20 protein-coding genes and 3 tRNA genes are annotated in these 22,760 nt (G+C 31.1%); 5 read left to right on the top strand and 18 right to left on the bottom strand.

What is annotated here, in order from left to right; translation table 11 throughout:
- Window positions 1–50: 50 nt before the first annotated feature.
- From ACREVU_RS02505 to ACREVU_RS02480, 6 genes are all read right to left on the bottom strand, one after another.
- Window positions 51–127 (bottom strand) — tRNA-Arg (locus tag ACREVU_RS02505).
- Window positions 128–162: 35 nt separating this feature from the next.
- Window positions 163–236, bottom strand: a tRNA-Gly gene (locus tag ACREVU_RS02500).
- 19 nt (window positions 237–255) lie between these two features.
- Window positions 256–331: transfer RNA gene (locus tag ACREVU_RS02495), tRNA-Pro, on the bottom strand.
- 215 nt (window positions 332–546) lie between these two features.
- Window positions 547–1,017, bottom strand: coding sequence for a metallophosphoesterase (locus ACREVU_RS02490; RefSeq protein WP_431550046.1), 471 nt, complete (start codon window positions 1,015–1,017; stop codon window positions 547–549).
- 95 nt (window positions 1,018–1,112) lie between these two features.
- Window positions 1,113–1,709, bottom strand: a complete 597-nt coding sequence (locus tag ACREVU_RS02485; RefSeq protein WP_431550045.1) for an XTP/dITP diphosphatase — start codon at window positions 1,707–1,709, stop codon at window positions 1,113–1,115.
- 34 nt (window positions 1,710–1,743) lie between these two features.
- Window positions 1,744–2,718 carry an AIR synthase family protein gene (locus ACREVU_RS02480; RefSeq protein ID WP_431550044.1) on the bottom strand — a complete coding sequence of 325 codons (975 nt, stop codon included), beginning with the start codon at window positions 2,716–2,718 and terminating at the stop codon, window positions 1,744–1,746.
- 93 nt (window positions 2,719–2,811) lie between these two features.
- On the opposite strand from ACREVU_RS02480, the gene ACREVU_RS02475 reads away from it, so the two are divergent.
- Window positions 2,812–4,191: a hypothetical protein gene (locus ACREVU_RS02475; protein WP_431550043.1), complete on the top strand. Its 1,380-nt coding sequence runs from the start codon at window positions 2,812–2,814 to the stop codon at window positions 4,189–4,191.
- A gap of 352 nt (window positions 4,192–4,543) precedes the next feature.
- Here the strand turns inward: ACREVU_RS02475 and ACREVU_RS02470 are convergent, their stop codons facing one another.
- The gene (locus ACREVU_RS02470; protein ID WP_431550042.1) at window positions 4,544–5,056 is read right to left on the bottom strand and encodes a hypothetical protein; all 513 of its coding nucleotides are present in this window, start codon (window positions 5,054–5,056) and stop codon (window positions 4,544–4,546) included.
- Window positions 5,057–5,322: 266 nt separating this feature from the next.
- On the opposite strand from ACREVU_RS02470, the gene ACREVU_RS02465 reads away from it, so the two are divergent.
- The 3 genes from ACREVU_RS02465 (at window position 5,323) to ACREVU_RS02455 (ending at window position 6,966) form a co-directional block, all read left to right on the top strand.
- Window positions 5,323–5,874, top strand: a complete 552-nt coding sequence (locus tag ACREVU_RS02465) for a Uma2 family endonuclease (protein ID WP_431550041.1) — start codon at window positions 5,323–5,325, stop codon at window positions 5,872–5,874.
- Between the two features lie 181 nt (window positions 5,875–6,055).
- Window positions 6,056–6,583, top strand: coding sequence for a flavodoxin domain-containing protein (locus ACREVU_RS02460; protein ID WP_431550040.1), 528 nt, complete (start codon window positions 6,056–6,058; stop codon window positions 6,581–6,583).
- Window positions 6,584–6,780: 197 nt separating this feature from the next.
- Window positions 6,781–6,966 carry a DUF6897 domain-containing protein gene (locus ACREVU_RS02455; protein WP_431550039.1) on the top strand — a complete coding sequence of 62 codons (186 nt, stop codon included), beginning with the start codon at window positions 6,781–6,783 and terminating at the stop codon, window positions 6,964–6,966.
- A 280-nt stretch (window positions 6,967–7,246) separates the two neighbouring features.
- Here ACREVU_RS02455 and ACREVU_RS02450 read toward each other — a convergent pair whose 3' ends face one another.
- The gene (locus ACREVU_RS02450; RefSeq protein WP_431550038.1) at window positions 7,247–8,911 is read right to left on the bottom strand and encodes a peptide ABC transporter substrate-binding protein; all 1,665 of its coding nucleotides are present in this window, start codon (window positions 8,909–8,911) and stop codon (window positions 7,247–7,249) included.
- A 352-nt stretch (window positions 8,912–9,263) separates the two neighbouring features.
- Here ACREVU_RS02450 and ACREVU_RS02445 point away from each other — a divergent pair, with 352 nt between their 5' ends.
- The gene (locus ACREVU_RS02445; RefSeq protein ID WP_431550037.1) at window positions 9,264–9,533 is read left to right on the top strand and encodes a hypothetical protein; all 270 of its coding nucleotides are present in this window, start codon (window positions 9,264–9,266) and stop codon (window positions 9,531–9,533) included.
- A 34-nt stretch (window positions 9,534–9,567) separates the two neighbouring features.
- Here ACREVU_RS02445 and ligA read toward each other — a convergent pair whose 3' ends face one another.
- The 10 genes from ligA to ACREVU_RS02395 all read right to left on the bottom strand — a co-directional run bounded on the left by ligA (window position 9,568) and on the right by ACREVU_RS02395 (window position 22,691).
- A complete protein-coding gene (ligA, locus tag ACREVU_RS02440) occupies window positions 9,568–11,562 on the bottom strand; it encodes an NAD-dependent DNA ligase LigA (RefSeq protein WP_431550050.1) in 1,995 nt (664 codons plus the stop codon).
- Between the two features lie 148 nt (window positions 11,563–11,710).
- Window positions 11,711–13,978, bottom strand: a complete 2,268-nt coding sequence (gene pcrA / locus ACREVU_RS02435) for a DNA helicase PcrA (RefSeq protein ID WP_431550036.1) — start codon at window positions 13,976–13,978, stop codon at window positions 11,711–11,713.
- A 297-nt stretch (window positions 13,979–14,275) separates the two neighbouring features.
- Window positions 14,276–14,578: a YerC/YecD family TrpR-related protein gene (locus ACREVU_RS02430; RefSeq protein WP_431550049.1), complete on the bottom strand. Its 303-nt coding sequence runs from the start codon at window positions 14,576–14,578 to the stop codon at window positions 14,276–14,278.
- A gap of 310 nt (window positions 14,579–14,888) precedes the next feature.
- The gene (secG, locus tag ACREVU_RS02425) at window positions 14,889–15,119 is read right to left on the bottom strand and encodes a preprotein translocase subunit SecG (protein WP_431550035.1); all 231 of its coding nucleotides are present in this window, start codon (window positions 15,117–15,119) and stop codon (window positions 14,889–14,891) included.
- A 214-nt stretch (window positions 15,120–15,333) separates the two neighbouring features.
- Window positions 15,334–16,629, bottom strand: a complete 1,296-nt coding sequence (eno, locus tag ACREVU_RS02420) for a phosphopyruvate hydratase (protein WP_431550034.1) — start codon at window positions 16,627–16,629, stop codon at window positions 15,334–15,336.
- Window positions 16,630–16,712: 83 nt separating this feature from the next.
- The gene (gene gpmI / locus ACREVU_RS02415; RefSeq protein WP_431550033.1) at window positions 16,713–18,245 is read right to left on the bottom strand and encodes a 2,3-bisphosphoglycerate-independent phosphoglycerate mutase; all 1,533 of its coding nucleotides are present in this window, start codon (window positions 18,243–18,245) and stop codon (window positions 16,713–16,715) included.
- A 63-nt stretch (window positions 18,246–18,308) separates the two neighbouring features.
- Window positions 18,309–19,055, bottom strand: coding sequence for a triose-phosphate isomerase (tpiA, locus tag ACREVU_RS02410; RefSeq protein WP_431550032.1), 747 nt, complete (start codon window positions 19,053–19,055; stop codon window positions 18,309–18,311).
- Between the two features lie 153 nt (window positions 19,056–19,208).
- Complete coding sequence (locus ACREVU_RS02405; RefSeq protein WP_431550031.1) at window positions 19,209–20,405, bottom strand: phosphoglycerate kinase; 1,197 nt, start codon at window positions 20,403–20,405, stop codon at window positions 19,209–19,211.
- Between the two features lie 164 nt (window positions 20,406–20,569).
- A complete protein-coding gene (gap, locus tag ACREVU_RS02400; protein ID WP_431550030.1) occupies window positions 20,570–21,577 on the bottom strand; it encodes a type I glyceraldehyde-3-phosphate dehydrogenase in 1,008 nt (335 codons plus the stop codon).
- Between the two features lie 79 nt (window positions 21,578–21,656).
- Window positions 21,657–22,691, bottom strand: coding sequence for a sugar-binding transcriptional regulator (locus ACREVU_RS02395; RefSeq protein ID WP_431550029.1), 1,035 nt, complete (start codon window positions 22,689–22,691; stop codon window positions 21,657–21,659).
- Window positions 22,692–22,760 lie beyond the last annotated feature (69 nt).

The raw sequence follows: 22,760 nt of genomic DNA, 5'->3' as shown, positions 1-22,760 counted from the left end.
CAACCAGAATCACAATCTGGCGCTCTACCAACTGAACTACGTCCACCATATGGTGTGTCTTAAGGGATTCGAACCCCCGGCCCATGCCTTAGAAGGGCATTGCTCTATCCAACTGAGCTAAAGACACCTGTATATTAATGAATTTATGTACATTAACATATTTGGAGCGGGTAGAGGGAATCGAACCCTCGTAATTAGCTTGGAAGGCTAACACTCTACCATTGAGTTATACCCGCATATTGTATTTTAGTAAAATGGTCGGGGTGACAGGGATTGAACCTGCGACCTCATGGTCCCAAACCACGCGCGCTCCCAGCTGCGCTACACCCCGATATGCATTAAATCTTATAAGAAAAATTTTAATGCCTTAAATTTACTGCTATGCCATAAAGATTTAAATTAATGATTTTTTATGACGACATGGATTATTTTACACCATATACATTAATACGTCAACACTTTTTCGAACTTTTCTTTTTTAATATTAGAATAAATTTTTCAAAGTATTTTCTTCTATGTTAACGCAGGTTTAAACTCTAGTTAAAATTAAAGTCTTATTAAATTTGGATCTATTGATTCTCCACTGATTTCTATAATGACAAAGCTTGGTGATCCATCCCTTGGCTCTGCAGCACTACCAGGGTTTATATACCATACTCCTTCTTCATAATCTATTTTTGCAATATGAGTGTGCCCATATAAAACTATATCAGCCCCCGTTTCTAATGCCTTATATTTTAATTGAAATATACCCTCTTTTACACTATATCTATGTCCATGAGTTAAAAAAATCTTTTTTCCAGAGATTTCTTCCAATCTATCATTAGGTGTACCTGCAGAAAAATCGCAATTGCCTTTCACATTAATTATTCTTCCCTTGTAATACTTCTCTAGGATTGCTACGTCATCTACATTATCACCTAAGTGAATCAGAACATCTAGCCCCTTTATTTTACCTGCTAGCGCCTCTATGCTGCTAACATGTCTATGTGTATCACTAATAACACCTATGCGCATTTTAAATCACCTCTTCCTGATACTCCCATGCCAAAAGGCATGGGGTTCTTAAGTACATTATCTTCTCATATACTGTAATATAATAATTATACTTGCTATATTAGTTTTTCAAGTTCACTTTTTAATTTATCTAGTGCCCTTCCTCTATGACTAATTGCATTTTTCTCTTTATTACTCATCTGAGCAAAAGTCTTGTTGTATTCTGGAACATAAAATAGTGGGTCGTATCCAAAACCTTCTTCACCTATAAATTCGCCTATAATTATCCCCTCAACTTCTTCTTGCACTTTTATTATCTTATCTTCATTAACTATAAGTACCATGGCGCAAATAAATTTAGCTTTTCGGTTTTCTTCTTTTTCACCAGATAGGAGATATAATAATTTTTCATTATTTGCACTAGTATCTCCATGAACACCTGCGAATCTAGCTGAAAAAACACCTGGAGCTCCATCTAAGAATTCCACCGATAATCCTGAGTCATCTGCAAGTACCATATCCCCATTGGCTATTTTAAAGATTTCACTAGCCTTTATCTCTGCATTATCCATGAAGGTACTCCCGGTTTCCTCCACTTCAATATTAAGACTTGCTTCTTTTAAAGATAGAACTTCAAAAGGAAATTGTGATAGCATTTCCTTTATCTCTCTAATTTTGTGGCCATTATTACTAGCAACTATTAATTTTCTCATTTTTATCCCCCTCTTTGATTCTACTTATTAATAATTATATACTAAATAACTCATCCCTAGTCGGTGGTAAAACATCATTTCGAATTCCATCTATTACTAGTATACCCCTATCTGTTGTTATCTTTCCTATTACTGTAGCTTCTATTCCATTCCTAATTAATTTTTCTACTAGCTTTTGCCCACCAGTGGCTGTTATTAGCATACTCCCTGAGGATATAAATTTCAAAGGATCAATATTAAGTTTTTTACAGATCTTAATTGTAATTTCACTAATTGGCATTTTATCATAATATACCTCAAATCCTAAATTACTAGCCTGTGCAACCTCCCACAATGCTCCAAGCACTCCCCCTTCAGTTATATCATGCATTGAATTAACCCCAAACTCTCCTGCTATACGGCCCTCTAGAGTCACACTAATGCCACTCACATAGTCTTTTGCCTCTTCTATCTCATTATGGGTTAAAACATCTCTTACCCTATCTAAATAATCATTTACTACAATTGAAGTTCCCTCCATACATAGTAGTTTGGTAACAATGATATCATCTCCTATTTTTGCTCCCGATGTTGCCACTGCGCCCCCAGCTTTTCCTTTACCTATTGCCGTACAGGAAACCACTATTCTATTCACTGCTTCTGTAACCTCAGTGTGGCCACCCAGTATTTCCACGTTTAATTTTTTTGTTTCTTCATCAATTTCTCCCATGATTTTTTTTATATCTTCTATGGTGGCTGTTGGTGGCACTAGAATTGTAACTAGAATACCCACAGGCTCAACCCCACAAGAAGCTATATCATTACAGTTTATATTAACTGCTAATTTACCTATGTTTTTATCTGCCCCCGTTATTGGATCTGTAGAAACCACGCACTCATATTCTCCAAAATTTATGACACTACAGTCTTCTCCTATTCCACTTCTAATTCTAACATCATCCCGAACTACACTTTTATTGTTGTCAATTATTTGTTTTAGATCATCCCAATTTAGTTTTCCAACTTTCATATAAATTCTTCCTTTCTATTTTCATAAAACTAGCACATTTTAACAATTCGAATCATATTATTTATATAAGGATTAATATATGGTGGTGATATTTTGAAATTTATTGGACCTTTTTTAAGAATCAATTCATTAAATAGAAATAACATAAAAAATCAATTCTTCTACTTATCAAAAGAATCATTAAAAGATATAGTTTTTGACTCTAAATGTGGAATATATATTCCTTTAAAAGATTTAAAATCTAAATCTTTTTCTAAGATTGATATTAACACAACTAATTTAAATTCTCCACTTTTATGTGTTTACAAAAAAGCAGATGCTAAATTAAAATCGCAAGAAGGCACTTTAACTTGGAATGAAAACAAAGTAAAAAAAGAAATAACAATTAATAGTAATGCCTTCATGACCTTATCCCTATTAGAGCTCGTAGACTACTATAGTAGCTTTAAGAACCTTGATGATTCTAAATATGCTCTAAGCTCTTTATATCTTAAGCTATGCAAGGAACAGTTAGAATTTTATGCTTCTTATTTCCGAAATAAAGATGGTCTGTTTGTTGATAAGGTAGATTTAACCGATCCAATGAATCAAGAATTTAAATTTGAAAATAAAAACAACAAGTTTAAATTTTCTGATCAAGCACTCATGATGGCTGCTTATTACAAATTCTCCTCTTATGATGAAGGAAAACACGAACATGAATATGAAAAATTTTCACTAGATATCTTAAATATGTTTACTCAGTATAAAGAAGAAATTTATAATGTTTCTTTTGAGGAATTAAATAAGATATGCCTCGCCTTAAATATTTTTTATAAATATTCCGGCTTAGAAGAATGCCAAAATTTATTGCTAGATTTTTCTGATTTGCTTATAGAACAGTATAACACTAAACCATCTATAATCATTAATGCTAAATTAGATTACTCATGCATGCTTTTTATAAATTCTACACTTTTATATGAAAAAACCGATATGCAAAAATTTCAAAGTACAAGTGATGATTTATATGAAAAGCTTACAAAATTATATGAAAGTGATAGAGGCATTTTGTTAAAAGAAACTACGGACAAAGAAATAACCTATACTTGTGATGAACTCTTACTATATATGTATAGCCAAATTTTATATTCTGATTTTAATAATTTAGAAGACGATTCTTTCATGCTTCAAGATATTTTCAAACATCAAATAATAGACTCTGGAATGGTTTTAAGTTGGCCTGATTCCCCTTCACTAGATAATTCAGAGCATTACAGAGGCTTCTCATTAAAATCAGAAGACTTGCTCCAAGAAGAAGATTTCAGGATGCCTACTATGGGAACACCTGAAAATAATGAACTAGCTCCTATCTTCATTAAAAATGTGACTTACAATAAACGAAAAGAAAGCTTTAAACAAACAAAATCATCTTTTGATAGCAGCAAAAATATGTTTATATTCTTCTTAACAATATTTTTCAGGAATAAATAAGGGTATGGTAGTTTTTTCTTAGATTATGCTATAACGAAAAGTATATATTGCTAAAACGCACTCACATCACCGAGTAATTCTAAAATTTATTTTATCTGAAGTTGCTAAAAAATGCAAACTCGCTATCGCTCAAACATGCATTTTTCTACACGCAACTGCAAATAAAATAAATTTGAATTACTAAGGCTTGTTCGAATGCATTCTACGCAATATATACTTTTGTTAGCATAATCTAAGAAAAAAAGTTTATGTACACTCACTTAATAAAAACACAGTCTGAGTTAAATATAACTTTTAGGCTGTGTTTTTCTATATTTATAAACCAATTAGCCCACCTGTTGCTACTCAGGCATTATTTTTTTATAGCATGAGTAGGGATCTCCACTTTATTGAATCTAGTGATAACCCAATTGTTTTTAACTTTATTTAAAGTAAGTTGACCAAGAACTTCTTCTTCTTTTTCTACCTTTGTATCTACAAAAGTAAGTTTTAATTTTGCTTTATAAGAATATAGTGTTGAACCATCGGTTTCACTAGTCTGTTTATCTATAGTTATAGATGTTATTTTTGAATTTATATGAAGAGTAGATAAATAGTCAATATATATGAGTTTAGTTCTATTTACAATAATTTCTTCCAAAGCACTTTCTGTGGATATTGTCTTAATTTCGTTGGTATATTGATCTTTAGGATATTCCAAATTCACTTTTTCCATATCCACTGTTTTATAATCTTCCAGTGTATACATTTTAGTTACAAATTCTTTTACTACAGCCTCGGGATTAGCTTCCTTATTACCGTTACATCCTACTATTAATAAGGTTGTTACAACAATACATAATAAAAAGTATATACCTTTTCTCATAAAATCACCTTCCTAAGTATAGTATACCTCCGTATAATACATTTTTGTAATCTATATCCTTATACAGAACCATTATTTTTAATTTAAGGTTATTATACACTTACTTTTTATTGGCCTATGCACTGCATAAATAATGCTACTATTGTTCTAAATAAGCGGTAATGATATAATTAAAATATAACAACAATTAAACAATAATATATATTTGAGTTAAGATAACCTCTCTATTAATCTATTAAATATTGCAAAATAAAGGAGTGAATCTAATGCTTGCTGAAGAAAAGAAAATTTATACATACCAAGAGTATTTAGATATAAGTGAGAATGACAGATGTGAATATGTTAATAATGAAATATTTATGATGGTTTCTCCAAGTACAGTTCATCAAGATGTTGTTTTAAATATTGCATTTGAATTTAAAAATTATTTTAAAGGTAAGCAATGCAAACCTTATGTAGCGCCCCTAGACGTTACATTCCTGGATGAAAAAGGCAACAAAAATGTAGTTCAGCCAGATATATTTGTTATATGTGATAAAGAGAATATTAAAAATAAAGTATATGAAGGTATTCCTACATTAATAGTTGAGGTAGTATCTCCTTCAAATAGCAGTCATGATTATATAACTAAGCTAGATTTATATGCTAAAGCTGGTGTAGAAGAATACTGGATTATTAACCCAATGAATAGGAATTCTATTTGTTATAGATTTAAGAATAATATGCCATTTAAAGTAGAAGGATATCATTCCTTTGAAATTATAAAATCAGAAGTGTTTGACGGCTTAGCCATAAATATGAGTGAATTATTTGAATGAAAAGGAAAAAGTATATATTATACGTATTGCAATACGATTAATGCATTATAAGTAATATATACTTTTTTGTAAGTAGCTCAATATTTACTTTTATCTTTTTTACACCAACATATAATACATGGTAAACAGATAATAATTCCTATACTCCATAAAAAACGAAGTAAATTAGGGGGCATAAATAATGAATACCGTAGTGATATACAAATCTAAAACAGGTTTTGCAAAGAAATACGCAGAATGGATTGCAAAAGATTTGTCAGCTGATATTTTTGATGTTTCAAAAATTACTATCAAGAATCTAATTAAATACGATACTATAATTTATGGTGGTAGTTTATATGCAGTAGGAATAAACGGAGTGAAACTAATAACAAATAACATTGAAAAACTTAAAGATAAAAAGGTAATTGTTTTCTCAACAGGAGTGTCTCCACTAACTGTAGATGGGATAATTGATGTTAGAAATAAAAACTTTACCCCAGTCCAACAAAAACATATTAAATTCTTTTATTTACGTGGTGGATTTAATTATAATCACCTTACCCCTTTTGATAAAATACTTATGACCCTACTAAAATGGAAAATTAAAAGTAAAAAAGAGGAGAAATTAACAACTGACGAAAGAGGTATGCTTGCCCTATACCATAATCCAGTAGATTTTACTAAAAAGAAGAATATAGATGAAATAATCAATTGTGTCACTTCATAATATTCTTAAATTAAATATTATATTTCATTTAAAAATTTGAAAATTAGATGTAAAGAGGTGATATTTCCATGAATTCATCAACATATATTGCTATATACATGCCATTATTTATATTGTTTTTTATAATTTTACCGCAACAACGTCAAATGCAAAAATTGATAATTCTAAAAAGGAAGAAAAGAAAGGGGTTAATAAAAATGACTAACGAAGTAATTAAAAAATATATAGGAAAAAAATGCAGAATATCCACAGGATCATTTGGTACAAATGCCATAGGAACAATAATTGATGTAAATGAGAATTGGATTGAGGTTCAAACTAAAAAAGGCAATGAACTTATAAATGCTGAGTTTATACAAAGTATTAAAATAGATCCAAGTTAATAATACTCTCTACAACAAGATTTTTGATTACATTACAATAGGTTTTCTTATATTCTGCTAACAAAAGTATATATTGCGTAAAATGCATTTGAGCAAGTGTTAGTAATTCAAATTTATTTTATTTATAGATGCGTGAAGAAAAATATATGTTTGAGCGATAGCGAGTTTATATTTTTTAGCAGCTGTAAATAAAATAAATTTAGAATTACTCAGCGGCGCGAATACATTCCAGCAATATATATTTTTCGTTATAGCAGAATATAAGAAAACCCTCTAATTATCACTTTACAATAACTACATTGTCTTTATAAGCATAATCAAATATTAAATTTCCACCCTTAGTGGTATAAATATCTTTAACATTTTCTTTCTTACAAATAACCGTATTAACAATGTATACCGGTATACAAGGCAAGTCTTTTGCTAATATGTTTTGAGCTTCATTATATATTATTATTTTCTTTTTACTATCACTTTCCATAAGTGCGCTTTGAATAGTTTTATCATATTCTAAATTTTTATATCCATATATATTATAACTTGAATTTGATGTCCATCTTGAAAAAAATTTATAAATATCCCCATACTCTTCATCAATTCTTGAAAATAACATATCATAATTACCTTGCTTTAATACCTCATTAAGTTCATCTTTTTCATAACCCTTGCAAACTACCTTTATATTTAAATAATCCTTATCATCGAAATAGCCCTTAATATTTTTAGTTATTTCATCTAAGTTTCCTTTAATATTTTTAGCTATTTCCTTTACTATCCTGTCATCAAGATCTCTATTTTCATATACTATAATTAATTCTTGTTTTTTTTCATAGCTCTTGTTCTTTAAGTATTCTTGTAAATATTGCATACCTTTATCCTTACTACTAAACACATCAAAGATTACTTTACCCCCATCCCCATTAGCCGTATTAAGGGTTGTGTAACTTATTGCTGGCACGGCCAAATCTTTTGAAATACTTTGTATAATAAATTCTTTAGATATTGTTGAACTAATTGCATTTCTAAAATCATTGTCTTTTACGGGTGATTTAGCATTTAAATTAAACGTTAGATAATACATACTTTGTGATGGTACAGCTATAGTTTTCTTTTCCATACTAAGGGCAATCCCCTCGCTTATTGGTGGGCTTACAAATACATCAATTTTTGATGTAGTACTAGACTCGGTAGTTTCAAAATCTGCTAGTGTTTTCTCTTCATCCTTTATAGTTGTAAAAAGCATTTCAGTGCTGACAATTTCACTTGCCCTCCAATACTTTTCATTCTTTATTAAAGATATTTCACCCTCCTCGTTTATATCTTTTATAATAAATGGCCCACTATATTGAATTTTATCGTAACTTTCTTTCCAGTTTTTCATATTCATACCGGTTTCCCTTAAAGTGAAAACTGGATTACTAAGAATATTTTTAAAATATTCATTTGCACTATTTAGCCTTATCTCTAAAGTTAAATCATCCTTTGCTACAATGGCCACTTTATCAAAACTTACTTTACCTTGGCTAAAATCCTTAGCTCCAAATATACAATATAGCTGCTTAGCATATATATTATCTTTTTCTAATAAAATATTGTGAAAAAACCTTACAAAATCTATAGCTTTTATAACAGTTCCATCGCTATAATGAATATCTGATCTTAATTTAAAGGTATACCCGATTTTATCCGCTGAAACATCATACTTTTCTGCCATTGCAGGTACTATTTTCCCATTTTTATCTTCTCTTAATAAGCCTTCAAATAAAACTAGTAACAAATCTTTCTGCCTCACATTATCATCTTTTAGCATTAGTAAATCTGATGGTAATTGTCCCAAATTATAAACTAAATATTTTCTAGATGTTGCTGGTTTTACTTTTTTTTCAATACATCCGCTAGTTAACATCATCATAAATATTAGTGTTATACATAATAGCTTTTTCATAATTTACCTCCACCACCTCACTTATTAAAAGTATTAACCTATCATGTGCGAAGTAATCAAATAAATAATAAAAATTATCAACTTTTATTAAGATCCATCTCATTAAGGTCTGCAATATAAAATAATAGTCATTTCGAAATTTGGTATTTTTTTCTTAAATTAAATATTTTTTCTTGGATTATGCTAGCAATATATATTTTTCGTTAAAGCATAATTTAAGAAAAAACTCTCAATGAAAATTCTAGTTTTTATACTTCTCAATGTGTTAACTTTTTGTACTATAATTATGCTATAATCTATTTATATGTTTACATAATTTACGTATTTAAAAGGTATATAGGAGGAATTTTTTATGTTAACCTTAACCATTAAAATAATTGCTATATTTGCCATGGTAACTTTTATATTTATATGTATATGGGGCTTCATTTTATTAATTAAAATATTTGACCAATTAAGATATAAAAATTATTTGATGGAAAAACTTGTACAAAATACACATAGATTGAATTTAAATAATGAAAGCAAAGACAATCAAAAGGATGATGTAGAGCCTTACAAAACCAAAATTTCCACTGAAAAAGAAATATTAGACCACAACATAAAAAAAGACGCCATTTGACGTCTTTTTATTTATCTCTATATTTAATTATTATCTATTTTAGCATATTTACTAATTCCTCTTCAGATATAACTGTAATTCCTAGTCCCTCTGCTTTAGCACGCTTACTTCCGGCATTCTCTCCTGCAAGCAGATAGTTAGTTTTACTGGAAACAGAACCCGATACTTTTCCTCCGTGCTTCTCTATCATTACTGTAGCTTCATCTCGCCCCATAGAGGTAAGTGTTCCAGTTACAACGAAGGTTAGTCCATCAAACACATTGTCCACCTCAGCAGGGTTCTCTGCGGTCATATTAACGCCATACTCTTTTAATCTATCTATTAACTCTCTATTTTTATTATCTTCAAAAAATTCAAGTATACATAAGGCGCTTATTTCGCCAATGTCTGAAACGTTTTGTAAATCTTCCAAAGACGTATCTTTCAAATCTTCAATAGATTTGTAATGCTTCATTATACTTTTTGCTGCTACCTTACCAATATTAGGAATACCAAGACCCGTAAGCAGTCTTTGTGCCTCATTTTCCTTTGACTTTTCTATAGCCTCTAGTAACTTATCTGTATTCTTTTCTTTTCCTATTATGCCTTGCCCTATAAGCTCCTCTCGATAATTAAATAGTGAATATACATCAGCAACATCTTTAATATATCCAGTGCGAATAAGCTCCTTAACATATGCGGTGCCAAAACCTTTTATGTCCATAGCACTGCGACCAACAAAATTAATAATGTGTCTTTCCAGTTGTGCCAAACAATTAGGATTTATACATTTGATGTCAGCCGTATCTTTTTCACGCACAGTTGGTGTTCCACATACTGGACAAAAGCCCGGAATCTTAAATCTACTCAATTCACCAGTACGTTTTTCTTTCACTACGCCCTTAATTTTCGGAATAATCTCTCCTGATTTATATACAACAATTGTATCTCCAATCCTTATGTCTAAATCATCTATAAAATCTTGGTTGTGAAGGATTGCTCTAGATACAGATGTTCCGCATAAACGAATAGGTTCAAATATTGCTGTTGGAGTAATTCTACCAGTTCTTCCTACTGATACTTCAATATCTATTAATTTTGTTTCTTTTTCTTCTGGAGGAAATTTGTAAGCTATAGCCCATTTGGGAACTTTTGAAGTATTTCCAAGTTCTTTCCTGTCTTTCAAATTGTTAATTTTAATAACAACTCCGTCAATATCGTATGCTAAGTTGCCTCTTTCCTCTCCGATATCCTGGATGGCATTCCACACTTCATCAGCTGTTTTACATTTAACATAATTTTCAATAACTTTTATGCCTTGTTTTTTTAACCATTCATAACTTTCTGTGTGTGTTTCAAATTCAATTCCTTTGATATCTTGAACATTAAAAATAAATAGAGATAATTCTCTTTCCTTTGTTATTTTACTATCTAACTGTCTGAGTGTTCCTGCAGCACAGTTCCTTGGATTTGCAAATACCTTTTTCTCTAATAACTCTTGCTTCTCATTAACCTTGTCAAATGCTTGCGTTGACATATATACCTCACCACGAATTTCCAGATAAGGAACTTTCTCTTTAAGTTTACGTACAACATCCCTAATTACTTTGGCATTTTCGGTAACATCCTCACCTTGAATGATTCCATCACCCCTAGTCACAGCTACTGTTAAATTACCCTCTACATAACGTAGTGCCATTGACAAGCCATCTATTTTAAGTTCAACAACAAATGTTGGGTCGTCAAGGTCTTCAATCATTTTATTTACATAAGCATAGACATCTTCTTTTGTAAACACATCTTGCAAACTGAGCATTGGCACATTATGTTTTACCAGTACACCAGCTTTTCTTTTAGCATTTCCCCCTACTGTTTGTGTTGGTGAATCTAAGGTGATAAGTTCTGGATGCTCATTCTCTATTTCTTTAAGCGAAAGCATCAATTGATCGTATTCATAATCTGATATTTCTGCGTTATCTTCATTGTAATATCTATCGCTATGGTATTTAATTATCTTTTTAATTTCGTTAATTCTATCTTCTACATTCACCATATCGTTATTCTCCTTTACCCTTATTTAGAACATATATATGATGTGTTTTGCTAAAAAGCTAGGCCTCAATATATTTTTTTCCGCAAGCTGTTTTCTATATAACAAAATAACTAGCAAACTCACTAGTTATTTTGTTATATATACTTTATAGCATTTCCAACGGAGCTTTATCTAATACTAATTTTTTTATTCCCATATTATCAAAAGCTATTGATATCAGAGTGTCATTATCAGAATTTGAAACTGATACAATTGTACCTACCCCAAATTTACTGTGTCTGACTTTTCTACCCACTGTAGCCTCGCTCTTCATGGTTTGCTGAGCTAAAGTGCTTTCTTGCGCCGTAATTGACAAATAATCTTGCGTTGTGGAACTACCCTCTGCACCCTTTGAACTCATAAGCCCATGAGGATTATAAGCCTGTGGCGCCTTAGTGTGATTCCTTCTAAGTACCTGAACAGTTCTATTTTTATCTCCTCCTATAAGTTCTTTTAAACTAGGAGATATTTCGCTTATAAAATCAGAAGGTGCATACCCAACAGTTCTTCCAAATATCATTCTACTCTCTGCTGAAGTTATATAAAGTTTCTCTTCTGCTCTTGTTATAGCAACATAGCATAAACGCCTTGATTCTTCCATTTCAGTAGGGTCGTTTAAAGAAGACATCCCTGGGAATATCCCATTTTCCATACCAACCATAAATACTACTGGAAATTCTAAGCCTTTTGCACTATGTACTGTCATCATTGCCGAAGTATCTACAATTTCCTCTGGATTCTCAGCATTTTCAGTACTTGAACCTAAACTTACTCCTTCTAGGAAGGCTAAAAGTGATTTATCTTCTGAAGTTTTCTCAAATTCTACAGCATCTGATACTAATTCCTTTATATTTTCTACCCTGCTCTCATCCTCTGGTTCCTTAGATGTTTCTAATTGCTTTAAATACCCTGTGTCACTTAAAATAGATTTAATTAGTTCAGCTACTGTGACCTCTTCTTTTTTAGCCATAAAATTATTCATAAGACTAACAAACTTATTTATGGATGAGGTATTTCTAGTGGTAAGTGCTGGTATATACTCTACATCTAGAATAGCACTATACAAACATTGGTCTATACTCGTTGCAAATTCTTGTATTTTTTGTATAGTTGCGTCGCCTATATTTCTTTTAGGCACATTTATTATTCTTTTTAGTGCTATATCATCAAGAGGATTATTCATAAGCTTTAAATAAGCCATTATATCCTTTATTTCTTTTCTATCATAGAACTTTAATCCTCCTACAATTTTATAGGGAATCAAATTTTTCCTAAAGCTTTCCTCAAAAATACGAGATTGAGAATTCATCCTATATAAAATTGCAAAATCTTTATAACTCTTATTTTCATCTTTCATAATTGTCTTAATTTGATTTGCTACAAAATTAGCCTCATCTCTATCTGAAAAAGCTCTATATAAATTAATTTTATCCCCTAAGTCTTTTTCAGTCCTAAGCGCCTTATCTTTTCTTTGAGAATTATTTTTTATGACGTCATTAGCAGCCGCTAGTATATTCCCATAAGATCTGTAATTTTGCTCAAGCTTAACCACTTTTGCCTTTGGATAATCACTTTCAAAATCTAAGATATTTGTGACATCAGCGCCTCTCCATGCGTATATGCACTGGTCATCATCTCCAACTACGCATATGTTTTCCTTTTCATTTACTAAAAGTTTTACAAGCATATACTGGGCCTTATTTGTATCTTGATATTCATCTACCATAATGTATTTAAATTTATTATGATAAAAATCTAAAACTTCCTTATTGTTTCTAAGTAAGTCCACAGCTTTAAAAATCAGATCATCAAAATCTAATGCATTGTTTGCTTTTAATTTTTTTTGATAAAGAATATATATATTAGCAATTTTATCTTTTCTAAAATCATGTTCATTTTCTTTTTTATATTTTTCTGGTGTAATGAGCTCATTTTTAGCGCCTGATATTTTATTTAAAATTTCCGAATCAGTTAAATCTTTATCATTTATATCAAGTTCCTTCATACATTGTTTAATTAAACTCTTTTGATCATAACTATCATAAATAGTAAAATTTTTATTATATCCCAGCTTGTCTATTTCCCGACGAAGTATCCTAACACAACTAGAGTGGAAGGTAGAAATCCACATGTTATCTGCTATATCACCTACAAGCGAGCGCACTCTGTCCTTCATTTCGCCAGCAGCTTTATTAGTAAAGGTTATGGCTAAAATTTGTGAGGGATATATATTTAAATCTTGAATCATATGTGCAATTCTATAAGTTAAAACTCTTGTTTTTCCAGAACCGGCACCTGCCAATATGAGCAGTGGACCATCCACTGTTATTGCCGCTTCGCATTGTTCACTGTTTAATAAATTTTCTAAATCCATAAAAACACTCCTTATATATTATATTATAATAATACTAGTTACATCTAGCATTACTTATATTTCGCTAAAGGCACAAACAAACAACAAGTCATTATGCTATTTATATATTTGTGACAAAGATACCTATAATTATATCACATTGTGTATAAACTTAAACATCTTTAAAAATAGAGACAGTTAATTTATCTTCACTCTTTTAATGTTAGTTAAATTGAGTGAATATATGTTAACCGTCTCTTTGTATCTCAATCTGTTTAATCTGTTGTATCTGTATAAGGCACATAAAAATAAATATACTTATTTTTTTAATTTCAAACGCTCTAATATAAGTTTATATCCATCACTACCATAATTTAACGATCTATTTATTCTACTTATTGTTGCAGTACTTGCCCCTGTAGTACTAGCTATATCCAAATATGTCCTTTTTTCTGCTAACATTTTTGCTACCTGAAGTCTTTGCTCAAATGCTTTAATTTCATTTATAGTACATATATCCTCAAAAAATCTATAACACTCTTCCTTATTTTGAAGACTTAAAATACCATCAAAAAGAAAATCCATATCTTTACTTTCTAATTTAGAACTGTATTCACTCATCATCCTTCACCTCTAATAATCATAGATTACTTTAGATAATTCTATCATTTATAATACATTTATGCTAGCGAACTACTCACCACCTAAGAGGGTGGGAGCTTCTTGGTCAATACTACTACTGTAGCAAGTTTACCCAAGCTATCAAGGCTATTCCAGCCTCTCTATTAAAGCAGATGTTTTTACTTTGTATATTTTGTTAAATAATTTTATGTAATAAAAAAATGCAGTTTATTAAATTTTTTTAAATAAACTGCTGCTGCAAGATTAAAATATTTATTTCAGTATACCTAATCATCATATAGATATTATATTATTTAACTATATTTAACATAACTGCAGTTAAAATAAAAATAAATGCTGAAACTGCTGTAATTCGTGCTAAAACTGATTCCGCAGTTTTTGTTTTGTTTTTTGCAAAAAAAGTGTCAGAACTTCCTGATATAAGACCACTTAATCCATCAGATTTACTAGGTTGCATCATAACTGTAACAATTATAACAATTGAAGTTATAACCTCTAAAACCATTAAAAAATTATGCATGTGAACACCCCCCATTCATGGAATACATGATTATTTTAGCATACTCTAGGATAGCTTGCAATGGATTATAATTAACATACGCACCCTATAAATTACATATTAAAATCATTGTACTTTTTCCATAAGTTTAACACAACTCCACTTAAATATCCATACAATTAAAGTGAAAGATAAAGGTATAGTCTATACCGACTATACCTTTATCTAAAGCTAATTACCTTTTGATATTATAAAATGCATTCATTCCCCTAAATTCAGCTGCACCTTCTAATTCTTCTTCTATTCTTAGTAACTGATTATATTTAGCAACTCGTTCTCCTCTAGCTGGAGCACCAGTTTTAATTTGTCCTGCATTAACAGCTACAACAAGATCTGCTATAAATGAATCTTCAGTTTCTCCTGATCTATGAGAAACTACTGCAGTAAATCCTGCTCTTTCAGCCATTTCTATAGCATTAAATGTTTCAGTAAGTGTTCCTATTTGGTTTAATTTTATAAGAACTGAATTTGTAACCTTTTTCTCAATTCCCATTTTTATTCTGCTAGTGTTAGTTACATATAAATCGTCTCCAACTAATTGAATCTTATCTCCAATTTTATCAGTTAAGTATTTCCAACCAGCCCAATCTTCTTCAGCCATTCCATCTTCAATAGATATAATTGGATATTTATTAACTAGTTCTACATAGTAGTCAGCCATTTGTTCTGGAGTTAATATTCTTCCTTCTGAAGCTAAGTTGTATGTGCCATCTTCAAAGAATTCAGAAGCTGCTGGATCAAGCGCTATAAATATATCTTTACCTGGAACATATCCAGCTTTTTCTATAGCTTCTACTATGATTTTAATAGCCTCTTCATTTGATGATAAATCTGGAGCAAATCCGCCTTCATCACCTACACCAGTTGATAAACCTTTAGCTTTTAATAATGATTTTAATGTATGATAAACTTCTGCACTCATTCTTAATGCTTCTTTAAATGATGTTGCTCCAACTGCCATAACCATAAACTCTTGTAAATCTACATTGTTATCAGCATGGCTTCCACCATTCATTATGTTCATCATTGGAACTGGTAAAACTTTAGCATTAACTCCGCCAAGATATTGGTATAATCCAAGACCTAATGATTCTGCAGCAGCTCGTGCGCAAGCAAGTGATACTCCAAGCATTGCATTAGCACCAAGTTTTCCCTTATTATCTGTTCCATCAAGAGCTATCATTGTTTTATCTATAGCTATTTGATCATATACATTCATTCCAATTACTTCTTCAGCTATTAGGTTATTTACATTGTCTACAGCCTTTAAAACGCCTTTACCATTGTATATATCTTTGTCTCCATCTCTAAGTTCTACGGCTTCAAATATGCCAGTAGACGCACCTGATGGTACTGAAGCTCTAGCTATTGTTCCATCTTCAAGTGTTATTTCAACTTCAATTGTTGGAAATGCCCTTGAATCCAAAATCTGTCTTGCATAAACATCAATAATTTCAATAAAGTTTTTCATATATTCTTACCTCCAAATTTTTTTTCTATTTTATTGTTTCCCAATTAAAACAAGATAATCCTATTTTTTAGTGAGAACTAATATTAAAGTGTGATTAATGATTTTCCTGTCATTTCTTTAGGTGCAGTAAGACCCATAACCTGAAGCATAGTAGGTGCTATATCAGCCAATATACCACTATCTCTTAGCTCATTACGATGATTTGTTACGCAAGTAAATGGAACTAAGTTAGTAGTATGTGCTGTCATAGGCTTTCCTGTAGAGTAGTCAATCATTTGCTCAGAATTTCCGTGATCTGCCGTTATAAATACTGTACCATCAAGATCCAAAACACTCTTAACAACTTTCCCTAGGCATTCATCTACAGCTTCTATAGCCTTTTTAGCAGCTTCAAAATCTCCGGTATGCCCTACCATATCTGGATTAGCATAGTTAAGGATAATCATGTCGTATTCGTCCATATCTAATCTTTTTAATAATTCTTCTGTAACTTCATAAGCACTCATTTCCGGTTTTAAATCATAAGTAGCTACTTTAGGTGATGGAATCAATGCTCTATCTTCACCTTCATTTGGAGCTTCCACTCCACCATTGAAGAAGAATGTAACATGAGCATATTTTTCAGTTTCAGCTATTCTTAACTGTTTTTTACCCATTTTACTAACATATTCTCCCAAGGTATTTGTATAACTTTCTGGTGTATATGCCACATCAACGTTTTGCAGTGATATATCATATTGAGTAGTACATACATAGTTAAGGTCTAGTGTTTCTCTTTCAAATCCAAGAAATACTTTGTCATTTATTGCTCTGGTAATTTCACGAGCTCTATCTGGTCTAAAATTAAAGAATATTACACTATCCTTATTTTTTATAGCAGCTACTGGCTTATTATTCTCCATTATAACAGTTGGAAGAACAAATTCATCTGTCTTGTTATCATGGAAAGCAGATTTAACTGCCTCTATTGCTGAAGTATTTTCTTCACCTTTAGACAAAACCATAGCATTATATGCAAGCTGGACTCTTTCCCATCTGGTATCCCTATCCATAGCATAATATCTACCACTTACAGTAGCTATTTTTCCTACACCAATTTCCTTCATATAATCTTCAATCTCTGCTATATAATCTAATGCTGAACCTGGTTGAACATCCCTACCATCTAAAAAAGCATGAACGTAAACTTTTTTAGCACCTTTATCTTTAGCTAACTTTAATAGTGCTTTTAAATGATCAATATGGGAATGAACTCCTCCATCAGATAATAATCCTAAAAGATGCAACGAAGAATTATTCTCAATAGCTTTATCTATTGCACTATTAAAAGCAGGGTTTTTAAAGAAGTCTCCATCTTTAATTTCCTTTGTTATTCTTGTAAGTTCCTGATATATAATTCTACCAGCACCTATGTTTAAATGACCTACTTCTGAATTTCCCATTTGGCCCTCTGGTAGTCCAACGTAAGGTCCACTGGCATTTAATTTTGTGCTTGGATATTTCTTTAAAATCCTATCATAGTTTGGTTTATTTGCTGATAATACTGCATTCCCATCTGCATGATTTGTTAATCCAAACCCATCTAAAATCATCAGCATTACTGGTTTCTTTGACATTTTTGTTCCTCCCACCCGTTGTTTCTAAAAATGAATAAATATGACTATCTATACATTTATGTTTTAATAGTTTACTATTCCTGCAAAATCTTCTGCTTTAAGACTAGCTCCACCGATTAACCCACCATCTATATCTGATTTACCCATTTGTTCACTTATAGTCGATGGTTTAACAGAACCGCCATATTGGATTCTAAGTTTTTCTGAAACATCTGATCCAAACATAGCTCCAACAGTCTTTCTTATAAATCCAATTGTTTCATTAGCTTCATCTGCAGTTGCAGTCTTTCCTGTACCTATAGCCCATATTGGTTCATAAGCTATTACTAATTTTTCCACTTGTGCTTTTGTAAGCCCACTTAAGCCTAATTTTATTTGATTATCTAATACTTTTTCTGTAATATTTGCTTCTCTTTGTGCAAGAGTTTCTCCCATACAAAGTATAGGTAAAATATTATGATTATAAGCAGCTTTAAGCTTTTTATTAACAGTTTCATCTGTCTCATTGAAATACTGTCTTCTCTCACTATGACCAATTATAACATAATCAATCCCTATATCTTTTAACATGCTTGGTGAAACTTCGCCTGTGAAAGCACCCTTATCTTCATAATGCATGTTTTGAGCTCCAACCTTTATATTTGATCCCTTAGTCGCTTTTATTACTGCATCTAAACATAGAAATGTAGGGCAAACTACAACATCACATTGTGCATTTTTAACTAATGGCTTTATTTTCTCGATTAAATTGGTAGCTTCAGCCACCGTTATATTCATTTTCCAATTTCCTGCAATTATACCTTTTCTCATAAAAAAAACCTCCTAATATTACTTTCTTATAGATATTAACTATCAATTGTCATCTTCCTCATATATTTTAAAAACATTATTTGCTTTAAAAAACATTATTTGAAAGATGACAACTAATGTTTGTTATTAAATTTACAATAAGATTTTCATTTATTATTTATCTGTAAGAGCTTCAATTCCTGGTAATAACTTACCCTCTAAAAATTCAAGTGATGCTCCACCACCTGTAGAAATGTGAGTCATTTTATCTCCGAATCCTAATTGGTTAACTGCAGCTGCACTATCTCCACCACCTATTACGGTAGTTCCATCGACTTCTGACATAGCCTTCGCTACTGCTATAGTTCCCTTTGCAAAATTTGCAAATTCAAATACGCCCATTGGTCCGTTCCAAATTATAGTTTTACCTATACTTATAGCTGATGCATACATTTCTGCAGTCTTAGGCCCGATATCTAGTCCCATATATCCCTCTGGAATATTTTGATCTTCAGTAACTACAGGTTTTGCATCAGCTGAAAATTTATCTGCTACAACATGATCCACTGGTAATAAGAATTTAACTCCTTTAGCCTCTGCTGTTTGCATCATATCCTTAGCATATTCTACTTTATCTTCTTCAACTAGTGAACTTCCTATAGAATAACCACCAGCTTTTAAGAATGTATAAGCCATTCCTCCACCGATTATTAGAGTATCTACTTTTTCAAGTAAATTAGCAATAACATTTATTTTATCTGAAACCTTAGCTCCACCTAAAATTGCAACAAAAGGTCTAACTGGATTTTCTACTGCTTCTCCTAGGAATTTTAATTCCTTTTGAATTAAATATCCACATACAGAAGTCTCAAGGAACTGTGTAACTCCAACTGTAGAGCAATGTGCTCTATGAGCTGTTCCAAAGGCATCATTTACAAATATATCTGCAAGAGATGCGAGTTCCTTTGAAAAATTCTCACTGTTTTTGGTTTCTTCTTTTCTATATCTTGTATTTTCTAATAGTATAATATCTCCGTTTTGCATTTCTGATACGGCAGATTTTACTTTATCACTAACTACATTTGGATCCGCTGCAAAAACTACTACTTCCCCGAGCATCTCACTTAATTTCTTAGCAACTGGTGCCAGTGAAAGTTCAGGTTTTGCTTCTCCAGCTGGTTTTCCAAGATGTGAGCATAAAATAACTTTCGCTCCCTTTTTAACCAAATAGTTTATTGTTGGCATTGCACCGGATAGCCTATTTGTATCTGTAATTTCTCCATCTTTTAATGGTACATTGAAATCACATCTTACTAAAACCCTTTTACCTTTAACTTCAATATCTTCTACGGTTTTTTTATTAAATTTCATACACATTACCCTCCCATATTGTTTATTATACAAAACTCTTGTAAATTGTATTTATAAAAGGCTTGGTTTTATAGATTAACTATAAAACCAAACCTTAATATTATGCACACTGCATGCCTACAGTTAGCTTACAGTTAGTCTATAGTTTTATTATAAACTTATTTCTATAATTTGTCTGCAACAAATTTAGTTAAGTCTGCGAGTCTGTTTGAATATCCTGCTTCATTATCATACCAAGAAACGACTTTAACCATGTTTCCTTCGATAACCATTGTTGACATTGCATCAACTATTGAAGATCTTTCGTCTCCTTTGTAATCTATAGAAACTAATGGTTCTTCACAGTATCCAAGGATACCCTTCATAGTAGTTTCAGAAGCTTTCTTAAATGCTGCATTTACTTCTTCTATAGTAACATCTCTTGAAAGTTCAGCTACTAAATCAACACATGAAACTGTTGGAGTTGGAACTCTTAATGAGAATCCGTTTAGTTTTCCTTTTAATTGTGGTAAAACTAATGCTACTGCTTTAGCAGCTCCAGTTGTAGTTGGAATCATTGATAATGTAGCTGCTCTTGCACGTCTCATATCACTATGAGGAGCATCTAGTAATCTTTGGTCTCCAGTATATGAATGAATTGTAGTCATTAAACCTTTAACTATTTTAAATTCTGCATCTAAAACTTTAGCAAATGGTGCTAAACAGTTTGTAGTACATGATGCATTAGATATTATGTTATGTTTTTTAGCATCATATTTTTCTTCGTTAACTCCCATAACTATTGTTATATCTTCATTTTTAGCTGGTGCAGATATAAGAACTTTTTTAACTGATCCACCTAAATGAGCGTTTGCTTTAGTAGCATCTGTAAAGAATCCTGTAGATTCTAATATTATTTCTGCTCCTAGTGAATTCCAATCTATGTTTTTTGGTTCTCTTTCTGCAAATATTCTAATTTCTTTTCCGTTAACAACTATTGAATTTTCTTTAGCTTCAACAGTTCCGTTAAATTTTCCGTAAAGTGAATCATATTTTAAAAGATGAGCAAGTGTTGCAGCATCTGTTAAATCATTAATTCCTACTACTTCTAATTCTTCTGAATAATTTTTAACTAGTGCATTAAATACATTTCTTCCTATTCTTCCAAATCCATTAATTCCTACTTTTATCATTTTGACAAAACCTCCTAAATTTTTAAAACTAATTATATGTAAATACATAATCCTCCTTTTAATAAAAGCATTATATAGTTTACTCTCTTTTCTCTATAATATTTACAATTTCTTTTGCAGCTGCCTCGTCAATTATTAAAACAGTGCTTGAACGATTGATTTCAGTAGCTATAATAGCTCTAGCTTTATTTTTTCCAGCCGCCACCGCAATTAATGTTTTAATATTTTTAACATCTTCATTTTTCACCCCAATAGTAGGTGTAGAATGAACTATTTTTCCTGCTTCATTGTAGTAATGACCAAAAGTCTCTCCTACTGCACCAAGGCCCTCTAGGTTCTTTATCTCATATTCAGTTAGTCCTCTTTTTTTAGCCATATCACTGGCTATGCCTATTCCATAAATAAGAACTTCCGCTCTTCTGATTTTGTCGATTATATTCTTTATCTCTTTTTCATTTAATATAGTCTCCAAAGCCAAATCACTTAAATTATCAGATGCATGAAGTAATTCATAATCTCCACCAATTTTCTCTGCAAGTCTTGACACTAAGGTATTAGCTTGAATATCTACGTTTCTCGCCATACCACCTCTAGCAGGAAGTACTAAAATATTACTATATTTTTTGTTTTTGGGAAAACCTTCTACAACTTCTTTAACCGTTGATCCACCTGTTAATGCTATTATACTATTATCTTTAATAATACCCATGGCATAGCTGGCTGCTATCTTTCCAAGTTCTTTAAGTACACTTTTATCTAAGTCTACATCACCAGGAACAACTATAACTTGCTGCAGTTTCAAATATTTTTCAATAGATTTCTCAATTTTCGAAAGTCCTTTAATTTCATGAATATATTCTTTTAATCTATTCACGATTTCTTCTCCATCATTTGTTATAAACATCCCTGATGCATTTACCTCAATTAAATTCTGAGATTTCAAGAAATTTATTTCATTTCTTACTATTCTCTCACTTATGCACATATCATTTGCTAGTATTCTTCTTCCTATGGGACCATTATAATATATTATCCTTAGTATATCATATCTCTTTTGGAGAAGTTCAATTAATTCAGGCACTATTTTTTGTTGTAATTTTAATATATTCTGCACTTAAACACCTCTCTGGACTTCATAAGTCCCAGCATATATTTTTTGCTCCCACTAACATTATAGATTAAA

The organism is Clostridium sp. (assembly GCF_050717535.1).
Classification (GTDB): domain Bacteria; phylum Bacillota; class Clostridia; order Clostridiales; family Clostridiaceae; genus Clostridium_AD.
This window is presented reverse-complemented; position numbering and strand designations above follow the sequence as displayed.